Source organism: Pseudomonas sp. PAMC 29040 (assembly GCF_003994535.1).
Classification (GTDB): Bacteria; Pseudomonadota; Gammaproteobacteria; order Pseudomonadales; family Pseudomonadaceae; genus Aquipseudomonas; species Aquipseudomonas paraversuta.
Map to the genome: position 1 here is coordinate 60,465 of NZ_RZAA01000001.1, position 15,341 is coordinate 75,805.

At 58.8% G+C, this 15,341-nt stretch carries 11 protein-coding genes; 7 read left to right on the top strand and 4 right to left on the bottom strand.

The window, feature by feature from the left end; all coding sequences use genetic code 11:
• Positions 1–3: 3 nt before the first annotated feature.
• The 4 genes from WG29040_RS00260 to WG29040_RS00275 form a co-directional block, all read right to left on the bottom strand.
• On the bottom strand, positions 4–1,299 hold the full coding sequence (locus WG29040_RS00260; protein WP_003445850.1) for an MFS transporter: 1,296 nt from the start codon (positions 1,297–1,299) through the stop codon (positions 4–6).
• Between the two features lie 64 nt (positions 1,300–1,363).
• Positions 1,364–2,317, bottom strand: a complete 954-nt coding sequence (locus WG29040_RS00265; RefSeq protein ID WP_127195338.1) for a sugar kinase — start codon at positions 2,315–2,317, stop codon at positions 1,364–1,366.
• Positions 2,310–3,092 carry a sugar phosphate isomerase/epimerase gene (locus WG29040_RS00270; RefSeq protein ID WP_010657164.1) on the bottom strand — a complete coding sequence of 261 codons (783 nt, stop codon included), beginning with the start codon at positions 3,090–3,092 and terminating at the stop codon, positions 2,310–2,312. The genes WG29040_RS00265 and WG29040_RS00270 overlap by 8 nt, the downstream gene beginning before the upstream one ends.
• Positions 3,093–3,174: 82 nt before the next feature.
• On the bottom strand, positions 3,175–4,200 hold the full coding sequence (locus tag WG29040_RS00275; protein ID WP_003445845.1) for a LacI family DNA-binding transcriptional regulator: 1,026 nt from the start codon (positions 4,198–4,200) through the stop codon (positions 3,175–3,177).
• A 726-nt stretch (positions 4,201–4,926) separates the two neighbouring features.
• Here WG29040_RS00275 and WG29040_RS00280 point away from each other — a divergent pair.
• The 7 genes from WG29040_RS00280 (at position 4,927) to WG29040_RS00320 (ending at position 15,307) form a co-directional block, all read left to right on the top strand.
• Entirely contained in the window at positions 4,927–6,369 is a 1,443-nt protein-coding gene (locus WG29040_RS00280; protein WP_127195339.1) for a serralysin family metalloprotease, read from the top strand.
• Between the two features lie 57 nt (positions 6,370–6,426).
• Positions 6,427–6,819, top strand: coding sequence for an AprI/Inh family metalloprotease inhibitor (locus tag WG29040_RS00285; protein ID WP_127195340.1), 393 nt, complete (start codon positions 6,427–6,429; stop codon positions 6,817–6,819).
• 122 nt (positions 6,820–6,941) lie between these two features.
• The gene (locus WG29040_RS00290) at positions 6,942–8,666 is read left to right on the top strand and encodes a type I secretion system permease/ATPase (RefSeq protein ID WP_127195341.1); all 1,725 of its coding nucleotides are present in this window, start codon (positions 6,942–6,944) and stop codon (positions 8,664–8,666) included.
• Entirely contained in the window at positions 8,663–9,985 is a 1,323-nt protein-coding gene (locus tag WG29040_RS00295) for an HlyD family type I secretion periplasmic adaptor subunit (RefSeq protein ID WP_127195342.1), read from the top strand. Before WG29040_RS00290 ends, WG29040_RS00295 begins: the two co-directional genes overlap by 4 nt.
• A 13-nt stretch (positions 9,986–9,998) precedes the next feature.
• On the top strand, positions 9,999–11,348 hold the full coding sequence (locus tag WG29040_RS00300) for a TolC family outer membrane protein (protein WP_003445837.1): 1,350 nt from the start codon (positions 9,999–10,001) through the stop codon (positions 11,346–11,348).
• Between the two features lie 16 nt (positions 11,349–11,364).
• Positions 11,365–13,212 carry a polyurethanase gene (locus WG29040_RS00305; protein ID WP_127195343.1) on the top strand — a complete coding sequence of 616 codons (1,848 nt, stop codon included), beginning with the start codon at positions 11,365–11,367 and terminating at the stop codon, positions 13,210–13,212.
• A 1,264-nt stretch (positions 13,213–14,476) separates the two neighbouring features.
• The gene (locus WG29040_RS00320; RefSeq protein ID WP_003445828.1) at positions 14,477–15,307 is read left to right on the top strand and encodes an undecaprenyl-diphosphate phosphatase; all 831 of its coding nucleotides are present in this window, start codon (positions 14,477–14,479) and stop codon (positions 15,305–15,307) included.
• Positions 15,308–15,341 lie beyond the last annotated feature (34 nt).

A 15,341-nucleotide genomic window follows, 5' to 3' on the forward strand; every position in this document is an offset into this window, starting at 1 on the left:
AAATCAAGAGTGGGCCAGACCCTGCGTAGCCAATTGCTTGGGCGCAGGGGTGTCATTGACCGTGGGTTTGAGCATCAGGGTCAGCAGCACGGAAATCATCAGCGCGCCGCTCATCAACAGGAAGGAAGCTCCCGGTGAACCGGTCTCGCTGTTCAGGTATCCGACCAGATAGGAGCCGGCAAACGAACCCAGGGCCCCCATGCTGTTAATCAGCGCCATGGCGCCCCCGGCCACGTTGGACGGCAGTATTTCCGGGATGATGGCGAAAAACGGACCGTAGGGTGCATACATGCAGGCACCGGCAATCACCAGCAGGCTGTAGGACCACCAGAAGTGTTCCGCACCCAGCACGTAGGAGCCGTAGAAGGCGATGGAGGCGATCAGCAGCGGCGGCCAGACGAAGCGTTTGCGTTTTTGCAGTTTGTCCGAGCCCCACGACACCACGAGCATCGCGATCACTGCAGCCAGATAGGGCAGGGCCGAGAGCCAGCCGGCCTCGATCATGTCCATCTGCGCGCCGTGTTTGAGAATCGACGGCAGCCACAGGACAAAACCGTACACCCCGATGCTCCAGCAGAAGAACTGCAAGGACAGCAGGATCACTTTTGGCGAGCGGAAGGCCGCAGCGTAGTTTTTTACCGGTTTCATTCCGACCTGTTCGGCATCCAGCGCGCTTTGCAGGTCGTGTTTCTCTTGAGTGCTGAGCCATTTGGCTTCGCTTGGACGGTCATCGGCCAGGCGCCACCAGATAAACGCCCAGAGCACAGCAGGCAGGCCCTCGACGATAAACATCCAGCGCCAGCTGTAATGCTGCACCAGGTAGCCCGAGACCACCGACATCCAGAGCATGGTGACCGGGTTGCCGAGAATCAGGAAGGTGTTGGCGCGCGAGCGTTCGGCACGGGTGAACCAGTGGCACAGGTACACCAGCATTGCCGGCATGACTGCGGCTTCAACCACTCCGAGCATGAAGCGAATGGCAATCAGGCTGTAGGCGTTGGACACCACGCCGGTCAGGGTCGCCAGGCTGCCCCAGAGGATCAGGCTGACGAATATCAGTTTCTTGACGCTGTTTTTCTGCGCATAAATCGCCCCCGGGACCTGGAAGAAGAAATACCCGAGGAAGAACAGGGCGCCGAGCAACGACGACAGCCCGGGAGTGATGTTGAGGTCTTCGGCCATGCCGGAGGCCGCAGCGAACCCGTAGTTAGCCCGGTCCAGGTAGGCCAGGCTGTAGGTGATAAATACGATCGGCATGATGTACCACCAACGACGGGCGGCGAGTTTTAACGAGTGCATGGTGGTGCTCCTGAGCTTGTTTTTTTTGTCGCAGCAGGTAACGGGTGCAGCAAAATCACGGTGTTTATTCGGGCGCAGTCTGCGCGTTGTGGTGCGTCAGTTCGGCCCGGGTCGGTAGCCCTTCCATATCGCCACGGCTTTGCACGGCACGGCTGCCAACCCAGTTGCCACGCTGCACGGCTTCGGCAAAGTCGAGGTTTTCCAGCAAGGCACTGATGACGCCCACAGCAAAGCCATCGCCGGCGCCAACGGTGTCGATCACCTGGGCAACCGGTACGGCGGGCACGAATTGTTCAAGCTCGGCGGTGCGCCAGTAAGCGCCCTTGGCTCCCAGCTTGATGATCACCGCTTCTGCCCCTTGGTCGAGGTAGAACGCAGCGATGTCGCCCGGATCGTCGTAGCCAGTCAGTAACCGCCCCTCGCTCAGCCCTGGCAGTACCCAGTCGGCGTGGGCGGCGAGGGCGTTGATGTCGCGAATCATTTGCTGCTCGCTGGCCCATAGCGACGGTCGCAGGTTGGGATCGAACGACACGCTGTTGCCGGCTTTGCGCATGGACTTCATCAGCTCAAAGGACAATTCATTGCAACTGGCCGAGAGGGCTGGAGGAATGCCGGTGGCGTGCAAATGGCGGGCATCGAGCAATTGCGGGGTAATGGCGTCGAGGCCCAGATGACTGGCGGCCGAACCGCGGCGGAAATACTCCACTTGCGGATCGCTGCCGTCATCTACCCGTGACTTGAGTTGAAAGCCGGTGGGGTACTGCGGGTCGATGGCCACGTGCTGGCAGTCCAGCCCTTCGGCTTGCAGGGTGTTGCGCACGAAACGGCCGAGGGAATCGTTGCCTACGCGGCTCAGCCATTTAACATTGAAACCCAGGCGTGCCAGGCCGATGGCGACGTTGCTGTCGGCCCCGGCAATGCGTTTGTGAAACAGCTCGACCTGGTCCAGATCGCCGCAGTGTTCAGCCACCCACATGGCCATGGTTTCGCCAAACGACAACACATCAAACTTAGACATGGCTCAGCTCCTGTTGCTGTTGGCTCAGTTTGGCCAGTACCGCGACATGCTCTTTGGTCAGCCGGTCGAGGTCGCTGCCCTGCAGCGGATATTCGACGGCGCGGGTCAGGCCATGGGGCATGTGGGTCATCAGTTGCTGCCACATTTGCAGGTCGGTGGCGGTTGGCGCTATGGCAATCAGCTTGCCGTCCGGGCGCCGGGCCACACCTTTGCAGTGCAGGTAGCTGACGTAACGGCCGAGCAGGCGGGCGGCGGTGCCGGCTGACTGGTCCTGCCACTGCCAGTTACCAATGTCGAAGGTCATGCTGATCGGGGCCTGCTGTTGATCGACCTTGTCGAAGAAACGCTGCATCGGCTCGATCCGCCCGCCCTGGGACGTCTGGTCGTTTTCTACCAGCAATTTCACGGACTGCTGGTTCAGGCAGGCAGCCAGGTTTTGCAGATCGCAGTGTTCGGTGAAATAGCCCAGTGAGACTTTCAGCCATTTCGCACCGAAGGCATGGGCCCGCTGCAGGGTGGCGATCAATTGTGGATTGGGGCGCGACTGCCCGGCTTCCCACAGCTCCATTGGCGAAGAGAACACGCACTCAAGTCCGTGCTGCTGCACGGCCTGGCTGAAGGCTACCGGGTCTTCGCCGGTGAGCAATTCTTCCCGCAGCTCGATGCGGGTTGCACCGGCATTGGCCAGTACCTCGATGAAGCTGTGTTGTCCGCGCTGGCGAACCAGGTCGGCGCCGTAGCTCGACAGGCTGATGGATACGGGAAATGTGGTCATTGTCATTAATCTCTGAAACCGGTTTCATTTTGTTGTTAGGAAGTGCGGCAGGCTTAAACAGGCAAGCGGCGGCAATAAAGCGTCAGGTAGCAGGGCGTTGGGTGGAGCCGCGCTTGATCAGGCTTGCAGCAAAATCCAGGACCCGGGCGGGTGCCTTGTCGCCCTTGAGGCGTCTGAGCAGGCAGTCAAAAGCGCTGGCGCCAATCTGTTGCGTGGGTTGGGCGAGGGCTGTGATACCGCTGCCGACCAGAGGGAACCATTCCAGGTCATCCAGGGCGATCAGGCCGGCATCCTCGAACAAGCGACAGTTCAACTCGCGCAAGATATGGGTGCAGGCCAGCGCGGCCACGCCATTGGCACAAAACAGTGCCTTGGGGCCGTTGCCGGGGGTTTGCAGGAAGGACTGGATGTCGGCCCGCAGTTGCGTACCGGTTTGCACCACGGCACCACGCAGTGCCGGGCGTGCAGCCAGTTGCGTGGTGAAGCTGTGAATGCGCTCGATCCGTGAGCTGGTGCCATCGACGGGCTCGCTGACCAGCAACAGATCGCGGTAGCCCTGTTGCTCAAGGTGATCAAGGGCAATGCGCACGGCATGGGCGTTATCGAGGCCGACCAGATCGGTTTGCAGTTGCTCGACCTTGCGATCGATCAGGACGATGGGCATTTCCTGATGCAGCTGTTGCAGGGCCACAGGATCATGGCCGAGGGTGTTAAGGATCAGGCCTTCGATATTGTAAGAGCGCAGGGCAGCGAGATGCTGGCGCTCCTGTTCATCGTTGCGGTCGGTGTTGCACACCACCAGGTTGTAACCGTGCTGCCGGCAGGCGGTTTCGACCCCATGCATCACTGCAATCGAGTAGGGGTTGCGGATATCGGCCACCAGCATGCCGATCAGCCGGGTGCGTCCGCGTTTCAAGCCGCGGGCCATTTGATTGGGCCGGTAGCCCAGCTCGTTGATTGCCCGTTCGATACGCTGGCTGATGGCTTCGGACAGCAAGGCGCGGTCTTCGCCGATAAAACGCGACACGCTGGCCTTGGATACACCGGCAAGTCGGGCAACATCAAGCATGGTCACGCGGGTGCGCTGGGCGGCAGAAAAACTGTTCACGGCCTGAAACCTTTTATTTGAGTTATCGCAGGCGATTTCGCGTGAGGGCGCTGAAACCGGTTTCAGGAAAACTCAAATCACCGGTTCGAGTCAAGTGCCGTTTGTAATATCGGTGCCCTGGACCAGGGTTACAGGGAGCGATTTTGCCTCGCGATGCAGGCGATGGGGTATACCTGCAGGATCGCGCTGATGCCATCGCGGGCAAGCCCGCTCCCACAGTGCTGGGGTGTGGGTGTGGGTATGGGGTGTCTGCTGTAGGAGCGAGCTTGCCTCGCGATGCAGGCGACGGGGTATACCTGCAGGATCGCGCTGATGCCATCGCGGGCAAGCCCGCTCCCACAAGTGTGGAATGTGGGGTGCCTGCTGTATTTTGGTTAATTAAAAACCCTATATAAAGACGAACTGGCGACAGGTTTATTTAAATAAAAAAGTGCTGACCGGTCAGTCATGTTGCAAAAGGCCATTATCAACAAAATCGCTATTGTTATTCCTCAAGTGAATATGATGATTCTAATATTCGATGACTGAAAAAAATATTTCCCGGGGTGTTCAATGTTTGCTGTTGTTTATCCGGCTCTGGAGTTTTGATGGCAAAAAAACACTGGACTAAATATTTCGACTTGTGTCAGTTTCGCCCGGCCATAAACGGCGAGTGATAGGACGATCTCGCCATGGGGTCGTCGTGGTCTGTCAAAATTTTCTACTGTTAAACAAGGAAATGTTTACATGTCGAAACTTAAAGAGAAAGCGTTACTGTCGGTTGGCCAGAGTCAGGCCGCAATCAGCAGCAGTTCCGCTTTTACCCAGATTGATAACTTCAGTCACTTCTATGACCGCGGCGATCATCTGGTCAACGGCAAGCCTTCGTTGACCACCGATCAGGCGGCTGATCAGCTGACGCGTTCCGGTACCAGTTGGCATGACCTTAACGGCGACGGTGTGATCAACCTCAGCTACAGCTTCCTCACGGCGCCACCTGTGGGCTATGCCACCCGTGGCCTGGGCACGTTCGGCCAATTCTCGGCGCTGCAAAAGGAACAGGCCAAGCTGTCGCTGGAATCCTGGGCCGACGTGGCCAAAGTGACCTTCACCGAAGGGCCGGCTGCCCGTGGCGATGACGGCCATATGACCTTCGCCAATTTCAGTGCCAGCAATGGCGGCGCGGCCTTTGCCTACCTGCCAAACAGCGCCCGCAAAGGCGAGTCGTGGTATCTGATCAACAAGGACTATGAGGTCAACAAGACACCGGGCGAGGGCAACTACGGCCGTCAAACCCTGACCCATGAAATCGGGCACACTCTGGGGTTGTCGCACCCGGGTGACTACAACGCGGGTAATGGCAACCCCACCTATCGCGATGCGGTCTATGGCGAAGACACCCGTGCCTACAGCGTGATGAGCTACTGGAGTGAAAGTAAAACCGGTCAGCACTTCACCAACAGCGGTGAAGGTGCCTACGCATCAGCACCGCAGATGGATGATATTGCAGCCATCCAGAAGCTGTACGGTGCCAACCTGCAAACCCGTGCCGAGGACACCGTCTATGGCTTCAACTCCACGGCGGACCGTGATCACTACAGCGCAACTTCAGCCAGCGACAAGCTGATTTTCTCGGTGTGGGATGGCGGCGGCAACGACACCCTGGACTTCTCGGGTTTCAGCCAGAACCAGAAGATCAACCTCACTGCCGGTTCGTTCTCCGACGTCGGTGGCATGACCGGTAACGTCTCGATTGCCCAGGGCGTAATTATCGAAAACGCCATTGGCGGCGCGGGCAACGACCTGTTGATCGGTAACAGCGCCGATAACGTGCTCAAGGGCGGTGCCGGTAACGACATCATCTACGGCGCCGGTGGTGCCGACACCTTGTGGGGCGGCACAGGGGCCGATGTGTTTGTGTTCGCAGCGGTGTCAGACTCAGCGCCGCAGGCAGCCAATATCATCATGGACTTCCAGTCCGGTATCGACAAAATTGACGTCTCGGCCATCAGCAACCTGGCCGCTCTGAATTTTGTCGATACCTTCACCGGCCATGCCGGTGAAGCGATCGTCAGCTACGACCAGGCCAGTAATCTGGGGCACTTTGCCGTCGACTTCAGCGGTCACGCTGTGGCCGATTTCCTGGTGAACACCGTGGGCCAAATGGCAACGTACGACATCGTCGTTTAAGTCAGCCGCTGGATGGGCAGCGCGCAAGCGCTGCCTTTTGCCTGGAATTCCACACCCATGCACCACACGCGAAGAGCATTCAGGTTTTTCAAGGCAACGGGCTATGTCGCCGCATTGCTGACCTTCACCATAGAGAGCGCCATGGCCAATTCCCTGTTGTTACTGAGCCCCGCGCAACTGGCGGGCAGTTGGACCTTTTACCCCCAGGATGACGTCACACAGGCCTGTCAGGTGCAACTGGTTGCCGACAAAACCTTCAGCCCTGAAATCAAATGTCTTGAAGTCTGGCTGGGGCAAGCGCCCGTGAGCTGGTCTGCGACCCCGGACGGGATATTTCTGATGGGCAAGGACGGCACGGATCTGGTGCATATGGATCGTATTGAACCCGGTCTTTATGAAGCGCAACTGGCGGGGAGCAAAGTTCTGATGATGAAACGGTTGCCTGAATAAACCGGGCACAAGCATTTATTTAAAATCGTAAAGCGCTGCGTGGGCAGATCAGTGGCTGGTTTAATCTGCGTAGCAGTTTTACGTATTTGGGTACTACCTGATTTATTCATCAAGGAAGATGCATGAAGCGGCTGAACAATACGCCTGTCGCACCGTTAATACATGCGCTGGCTGACTATAAAAGTATTTTGATCAGCGTCGGCTGTTTTACGGCCTTGATCAATATATTGATGCTGGTGCCGTCCATTTATATGTTGCAGGTGTATGACCGGGTTTTGTCTTCGCAAAACACCACGACGCTGGCCATGTTGTCATTAATGGTCGTGGGGTTTTTTATCTTTATCGGGATGCTTGAAACGGTCCGTAGTTTTATTGTTATCCGCATCGGTAGTCAGTTGGAGCGCCGCTTCAACCAACAGGTGTACCGGGCGGCATTCGAACGCAACCTGCTCAACGGTCAGGCCCAGGCCGGCCAGGCGCTGGGTGATCTGACCCTGATTCGTCAATTTGTCACTGGCCCTGCGCTGTTTGCGTTCTTCGATGCGCCGTGGTTTCCGATTTATCTGTTTGTGATCTATGGGTTCAATCTCTGGCTTGGGGTGCTGGCCACGGCCGGTGCCGTGCTGTTGATTGGCCTGGCGTGCATCAACGAACTCATGACCCGCCAGTCTCTGGCCCGGGCCAGCGTCTACTCCCAGCAATCCAGCCAACTGGCCAGCAGCCATCTGCACAACGCCGAGACCATTCAGGCAATGGGCATGCTGAGTGTGTTGCGCAAGCGCTGGTTCAACCTGCATTCTCGGTTTCTGGCTGAACAGAACAAGGCCAGTGACACCGGGGCCGTGATCGGCTCCATCAGCAAAACCTTGCGTTTATGCCTGCAATCGCTGGTGCTCGGCCTGGGCGCCTGGCTGGTGATTGAGGGCCAGATGAGCGCCGGGATGATGATTGCCGGTTCCATCCTGATGGGCCGGGTATTGAGCCCCATCGATCAGTTGATTGGCGTGTGGAAACAATGGAGTTCGGCACGACTTGCCTACCAGCGACTGGACAGCCTGCTTTGCCAGCATCCGGTCACCCAGGACAACATGACATTGCCTGTGCCCAAGGGGCAGGTGAGCTTCGAGCAGGTCAGTGCCGCGCCGCCGGGCAAGCGGCTGGCGACCTTGCAGCAGGTCAGTTTCAGCCTCAACCCCGGGGAAGTGCTGGGCGTGCTGGGAGCTTCCGGTTCCGGCAAGTCGACGCTGGCCCGGGTGCTGGTGGGTGTATGGCCAACGCTGGCCGGCACCGTGCGCCTGGACGCTGCCGATATCCATCAGTGGAATCGCGACCAGCTCGGCCCCCACCTCGGTTATTTGCCCCAGGACATCGAGCTGTTCAGTGGCAGCATTGCCGAAAACATCGCGCGTTTCCGCGAGGCCGATGCGCAGCTAGTGGTTGAAGCGGCGCGCCAGGCCGGGGTGCACGAAATGATCCTGCGCCTGCCCCAGGGGTACGACACGCTGCTGGGGGATGCAGGCAGTGGTCTGTCCGGCGGTCAGAAACAACGGGTGGCGCTGGCCCGGGCCTTGTATGGCAGCCCCTGCCTGGTGGTGCTGGACGAACCCAATTCCAATCTCGATACGGTGGGCGATGCAGCGCTGAGCCGTGCCATTGCCCAACTCAAGGCTGACGGGCGCACGGTGGTGCTGGTGACCCATCGTTCCTCATCGTTGGCCCAGACCGACAAATTGCTGGTCCTCAATGAAGGCCGGACCCAGGCGTTCGGGCCCACGGCCGAGGTGCTCAAGGCATTGGCCGGTGCCCAGAAACCCACCAGCCTAAACCGCCAGAGTGCAGGCGCATGAGCAAGGACGCTCCGATCATGAGTGATAACCATCAGCCAGCACGGGGTGCAGGCTTTTACGTACGAATGGGCTGGGTCCTGACCATCGTCGGTGCGGGCAGTTTCTTTCTGTGGGCCAGCCTGGCGCCGCTGGACGAGGGGCTTGCCGTGCAAGGCACGGTGGTGGTGTCGGGCAAGCGCAAGGCCGTGCAGTCATTGGGGGCCGGGGTGGTGACTCAGATTCTGGTGCACGAAGGGCAGGCGGTGCATCAGGGGCAACCGTTGTTTCAACTGGACCCCACCCAGGTCGAGGCCGATGTGCAATCGCTGCGCGCGCAATACCGCATGGCCCGGGCCAGCGTGGCCCGCTGGCAAAGCGAGCGCGACAACTTGCAGCGGGTGAATTTCGGCCCCGAGTTGAGTCTCGATCCCGACCCGCGACTGGCCCTGGTGCTCGAAGGTCAGCAGCAATTGTTCAGCAGCCGTCGGGAGTCCTTTGCCCGCGAGCAGGCGGGGCTCAAGGCCAGCATTGAAGGGGCTGCGCAGCAGCTGTCGGGCATGCGCCGGGCACGGGGAGATCAATTGGCCCAGGCCGACTCCTTGCGTCAACAGTTGAGCAATCTGCGACCGCTGGCAGAAAACGGCTACATCCCGCGTAACCGCTTGCTGGAGTACGAACGGCAGCTGTCGCAGATTCAGCAGGATCTTGCGCAAAACAGCGGCGAAAGCGGACGCATCGAGCAGGGCATTCTGGAGTCACGGCTCAAGCTGGCGCAGCACATTGATGAGTACCAGAAGGAGGTCCGCAGCCAGTTGGCCGATGCCCGGCTCAAAAGCCTGACCCTGGAGCAGCAACTGGCGTCGGCCAGCTTTGATCTGCAACACAGTGAAATCACTGCACCGGCGGATGGCATTGCGGTCAACCTGGGGGTGCATACCGAGGGCGCCGTGGTGCGGGCAGGGGAAACCTTGCTGGAAATTGTGCCCCAGGACGCACGTCTGGAGGTGGAAGGGCGTCTGCCGGTGAACCTGGTGGACCGGGTGGGTAGCGCACTGGCGGTGGACATTCTGTTTACCGCGTTCAATCAGAGCACTACGCCGCGGGTATCGGGTGAAGTCAGCCTGGTGTCGGCCGACCAGATGCTCGACGAGAAAACCGGCATGCCGTACTACGTGCTGCGCAGTACGGTCAGTGACCAGGCGCTGGAAAAGCTCAACGGACTGGTGATCAAACCCGGGATGCCGGCCGAGATGTTTGTGCGCACCGGCGAACGCTCGCTGCTCAACTACTTGTTCAAACCGCTGCTGGATCGCGCAGGTTCTGCGTTGACTGAGCGATAGGATGCTGCGACCGATGAAAACAGTTTTTAAAGTGAGCCTGGCTGCTGCGCTGTGGTTAAGCCTGGGTGCCAGCGCCCAGGCGATGGGACCTTTTGAGGTATACGAACAGGCGCTGCGCAATGATCCGACCTTTCTCGGGGCCATGAAGGAGCGCGACGCGGGGCTGGAAAACCGGATTATTGGCCGCGCCGGCCTGCTACCCAGGTTGTCCTATAGCTACAACAAGGGGCGCAACAACTCCCAGGCCACTTATTTGAACGAACGCGGTAACACCCATGAGGACCGCAACTACAACAGCTATGGCTCGACCTTTATGGTGCAGCAGCCACTGATCGACTACGAGGCCTACGCCAACTACCGCAAAGGTGTGGCCCAGGCCCTGTTTGCCGATGAAAGTTTTCGCAGCAAGAGTCAGGAGTTGTTGGTGCGTGTGCTGACGCACTACACCCAGGCCCTGTTTGCCCAGGATCAGATCGATATCGCCCGCGCCAAGAAAAAAGCCTACGAACAGCAGTTCCGGCAAAACCAGCAGATGTTTCAACAGGGCGAGGGCACCCGCACCGACATCCTTGAAGCCGAGTCGCGCTACGAACTGGCCACGGCCGAGGAGATCCAGGCCATTGATGAGCAGGACGCCGCCTTGCGCGAGCTGGGGGCGTTGATTGGCACTGAGTCGGTGAGCATCGAGCAGTTGCAGCCGCTGGCGGCGGCCTTCAACCCGTTACCGCTGGAGCCGGCCAACTTCGCCACCTGGCATGCCATGGCCCTGGCCAACAACCCGGAGCTGGCGTCGCAACGCGAGGCACTGGAGGTGGCGCGCTATGAGGTCGAGCGCAACCGCGCCGGCCATCTGCCCAAACTCAATGCCTATGCCAGCGTGCGCAAGATGGAGTCCGACAGCGGCAACACCTATAACCAGCGCTATGACACCAACACCATCGGCATTGAAGTCAGCCTGCCGCTCTATTCAGGGGGCGGCGTGTCGGCGTCGGTGCGTCAGGCCGGCAGCAATCTGGCCCGGGTGGAATATGAACTGGAAGGTAAAACCCGGGAAACCCTGATCGAACTGAGGCGCCAGTTCAACGCCTGTCTGTCGGGGGGGAACAAGTTGCGTGCCTATCAAAAAGCCCTGACCTCGGCGCAAGCGCTGGTGGTCTCTACCCGGCAAAGCATTCTGGGGGGCGAGCGGGTCAATCTTGATGCCTTGAACGCCGAGCAACAGCTCTACACCACGCGCCGGGATCTGGCACAAACCCGCTACGACTATTTATTGGCGTGGACCAAATTGCACTTTTACGCCGGCACGCTGGGCGAGCAGGATCTGGCACGGGTCGATGAGGCCTTTGTGCGTCCGTTTGATTAATCAGGAGAGTAAAACCATGGCAGTTTTTGACTACAAGGATGTAGGGTCAAACGTGTCTGCGGCACTGTTTAAAGATGCATTGGCGATCACGCTTTATAGCTACCACAACCTCGATAATGGCTTTGCCGTGGGCTACCAGAAAAATGGCATGGGTACCGGTCTGCCCGCCACCCTGGTCAAGGCCGTGCTTGGTGGCGTGGATTCTCAGGGGGTGGTGCCGGGTATCCCGTGGAACCCGGACTCGGAAAAACTGGCCCGGGAAGCGGTGGAAAAAGCCGGCTGGAGCCCCATCAGCGCGCAGCAGCTGGGTTATGCAGGCAAAGTCGATCAGCGCGGGACATTTTTCGGTGAAAAGCCGGGCTATGACAGCGCCCAAGTGGAGATCCTCGGCAAGTACGACGCCGATGGGCAACTGACCGCTATCGGTATCGGTTTTCGCGGCACCAGCGGGCCACGGGAATCCTTGATTAGTGATTCCATCGGTGATGCCATCAGTGATTTGCTGGCCGCCATCGGGCCTGCCGATTACGCCAAAAATTACACCGGCAACGCCTTTGACAGCTTATTGGGCAAGGTCGCTGCCTTTGCCGGCAGCCAGGGCCTGGCAGGCAAGGATGTGCTGGTTAGCGGCCATAGCCTGGGCGGGCTGGCCGTCAATAGCCTGGCTGACTTGAGTGGCGATCATTGGTCAGGGTTTTATCGTGATGCCAGCTACATTGCCTTTGCCTCGCCGACGCAAAGTACCGTTACCTCCAATGTGCTGAATATCGGCTATGAGAACGATCCGGTGTTCCGCGCCCTCAACGGGTCGGACTTCAGCCTGTCATCCCTGGGAGTGCATGACGCCAATCAAGCGTCTGCCACCAACAACATTGTGAGTTTCAACGATCACTACGCATCTGTGGCGTGGAACCTGATGCCGTTTTCCATCGCCAATGTCTCGACCTGGGTCACTCACTTGCCCAGCGGCTACGAAAGCGGGATGAACCGTATTCTTGATTCGGCCTTCTATGACCTGACGCACAAGGACTCGACCATCGTGGTGGCCAACCTGTCCAACCCGGCGCGGGAAAATAACTGGGTACAGGATCTGAACCGCAACGCCGAGAAGCACACGGGCACTACCTTGATCATAGGCAGTGAGGGTAACGACCTGATCCGGGGCGGGCGCGGCAATGACTTTCTCGAAGGTCGCGATGGCAATGACAGCTTTCGCGACAGCGGTGGTTACAACATCATTCTGGGGGGCAAGGGGGTCAATACTCTGGACCTGCAGCAGTCCCTGAACCGGGTAGATGTAGTCAATGACGGACAGGGCACTTTGTATGTGCGCGACAACCATGGCGGTATCACCCTTGCCCGGGATATCAGCCTGTTAGTCAGCGATGAGCCCGGCTGGCTGGGGCTGAGCAAGGCGGTCAGCCATCGGGTTGCAGATGACGGTCTATGGGCCGGCAATAGCCGCACGGACTACACCCATTCGGTGAACGCAGGGCCGGGCGACAGCACCCTCAAGGCCGGTGATCACGGTGACTGGCTGCTGGGTCAGGGCGGCAACGATCATTTGCTTGGATCGGCGGGTAATGATGTGTTTATCGGTGGCGCTGGTGATGACCTGCTGGAATCGGTGGGTGGTAGCAATACCTTTGTCTTCAACGGGCATTTCGGCAACGACACCTTGCTGGGCTACCAGCCCGCCGACCGCCTGGTTTTCCTGGGCGTGGAGGGTGGTCATGAGGCCGATTACCGGGCCCATGCCAGTGTGTCCGGGAATGACACCGTGCTGAGTTTTGGCAGTGACTCGGTGACCTTGGTCGGTGTGGGACTGGCCTCGCTGGTGGGTAGCGATATCGTTATCGCCTAGGGCCGAGCCTGCTCCCGGTAGCAGCCACACAGGTACATATCCGTTTTATGTATCACGGCTTTTTACGGGTTTCGCCCTTACGGCGAGTCCCTTTTGGCAAACGCCCCAAAAGGAACCAAAAGGTCTGTGCCCTACCATACGGCCGAGCTCGCCTAGGCTCGCCCGGTGCCCTCACTCCGGCGCTGTTGTGGGCATCCGCGTCGTTCCGGCTATCGAGTGACGGGAGGGGCATCGCCTTTAAAAGCAAAAAGCAAAACAGCGCTTACAAGGTAGTTTTTGATCTGCTTTTGATCTGCTTTTGATCTGCTTTTGATCTGCTTTTGATCTTGATCTACTGGCCCCTTCGGGAGGCCGAGAGGAGGTTCTGCGTAGTGGTCCTCCCGGCATGGATGCCGGGAGAGCCGTGTTGGGCCATGGATGGCCCGTCACGGCGTGGCCACGGAGCGGGGCCGGAGCGAGGGAACCTGAGCGCAGCGAAGGCCGTACGCTGGGGCAAGGCCTTTTTGCTTACTTTTGTGGTGGTCGACACTCGGCTGTTTGACAAAAGTGAGCCGCCGTAAGGGCGGAACCCGTAGAGAGCCGTGATACATCAAACGGATATGTACACGGTATTCCAGTTGCTTGAACTAGGTACATATCCGTTCAATGCGCAACGGCGATTTACGGGTTTCGCCCTTACGGCGAGTCCCTTTTGGCAAACGCCCCAAAAGGAACCAAAAGGTCTGTGCCCTACCATACGGCCGAGCTCGCCTAGGCTCGCCCGGTTCCCTCACTCCGGCACTGTTGTGGGGGCACGCCGTGACGGGCCATCCATGGCCCGGCACGGCTGGCTCGGCGTCCTGCCTCGCCACCCCCACAACAGCACCTGCGTTCGGCCTCCTGTGATGGGCATCCGCGTCGTTCCGGCTATCGAGTGACGGGAGGGGCAAACGCCCGTAGCACCTCACCCTCGACCCACCTGACACACCGAGGGAAAGGTTTTACGACGACACGCCGCCGATCGCAGCCTCGCAAAGCTTGTCAGCTCCTACTGGATCGTTTTGATCTGGCCCCCCTCTCGATGTCATAGCAGCCAAACTGGAACGCGTCTGATAGGATCTCGGCCGGAATTCCAACGCCGGATATTTATTGATTTCCGACAGTTATTTCACATCACCTTGGTGAAAATGACACGGCTGTAACCCACCCCCGCGGCAGCGGTTGCACTCACATCTCGATTTTTGACTAATCCGCTCTGCAAGACGCAGGGCCTTATGGGGGAACGATGGATCTTTGGACTGCCGCACAGGCGTTGATACTGGGTGTAGTAGAAGGCCTTACGGAATTCTTGCCGATCTCGAGTACCGGCCACCAAATCATTGTGGCGGACTTGCTGAACTTCGGCGGCGAACGCGCCATGGCGTTCAATATCATTATTCAGCTGGGTGCGATTCTGGCCGTGGTCTGGGAATTTCGCCGCAAGATCATCGACGTTGTCGTCGGTCTGCCAACTCAACCACAAGCCCGGCGCTTTACTGTCAACCTGATCATCGCGGTAATGCCGGCGGTGGTGCTGGGGGTGATTTTTGCCGACGTGATTCATGAGTACCTGTTCAACCCCATTACTGTGGCCACGGCATTGGTGGTAGGCGGTGTGATCATGCTCTGGGCCGAACGTCGCCAGCATGTGATCCGTGCTGAAACCGTAGACGACATGACCTGGAAAGACGCAGTGAAAATCGGTTTTGCGCAATGTCTGGCCATGATCCCCGGCACGTCGCGTTCGGGTTCCACAATTATCGGCGGCCTGCTGTTTGGCCTGTCGCGCAAGGCGGCTACCGAGTTCTCGTTCTTCCTGGCAATGCCGACCATGGTCGGTGCGGCGGTGTATTCGGGTTACAAATACCGTCACCTGTTCCAGCCGGACGATTTGCCGGTGTTCGCGATTGGTTTTGTGACCTCGTTTATCTTCGCGATGATCGCAGTACGGGCCTTGCTCAAGTTCATTTCGAACCATAGTTATGCCGCGTTCGCCTGGTACCGGATTGCATTCGGTCTGCTGATTCTGGCGACCTGGCAGTTTGGCTGGATCAACTGGTCGGCAGCTTCTGCGTGAGAAAAACGGCGAAGGAAGGTGCGGGCCATGGAGG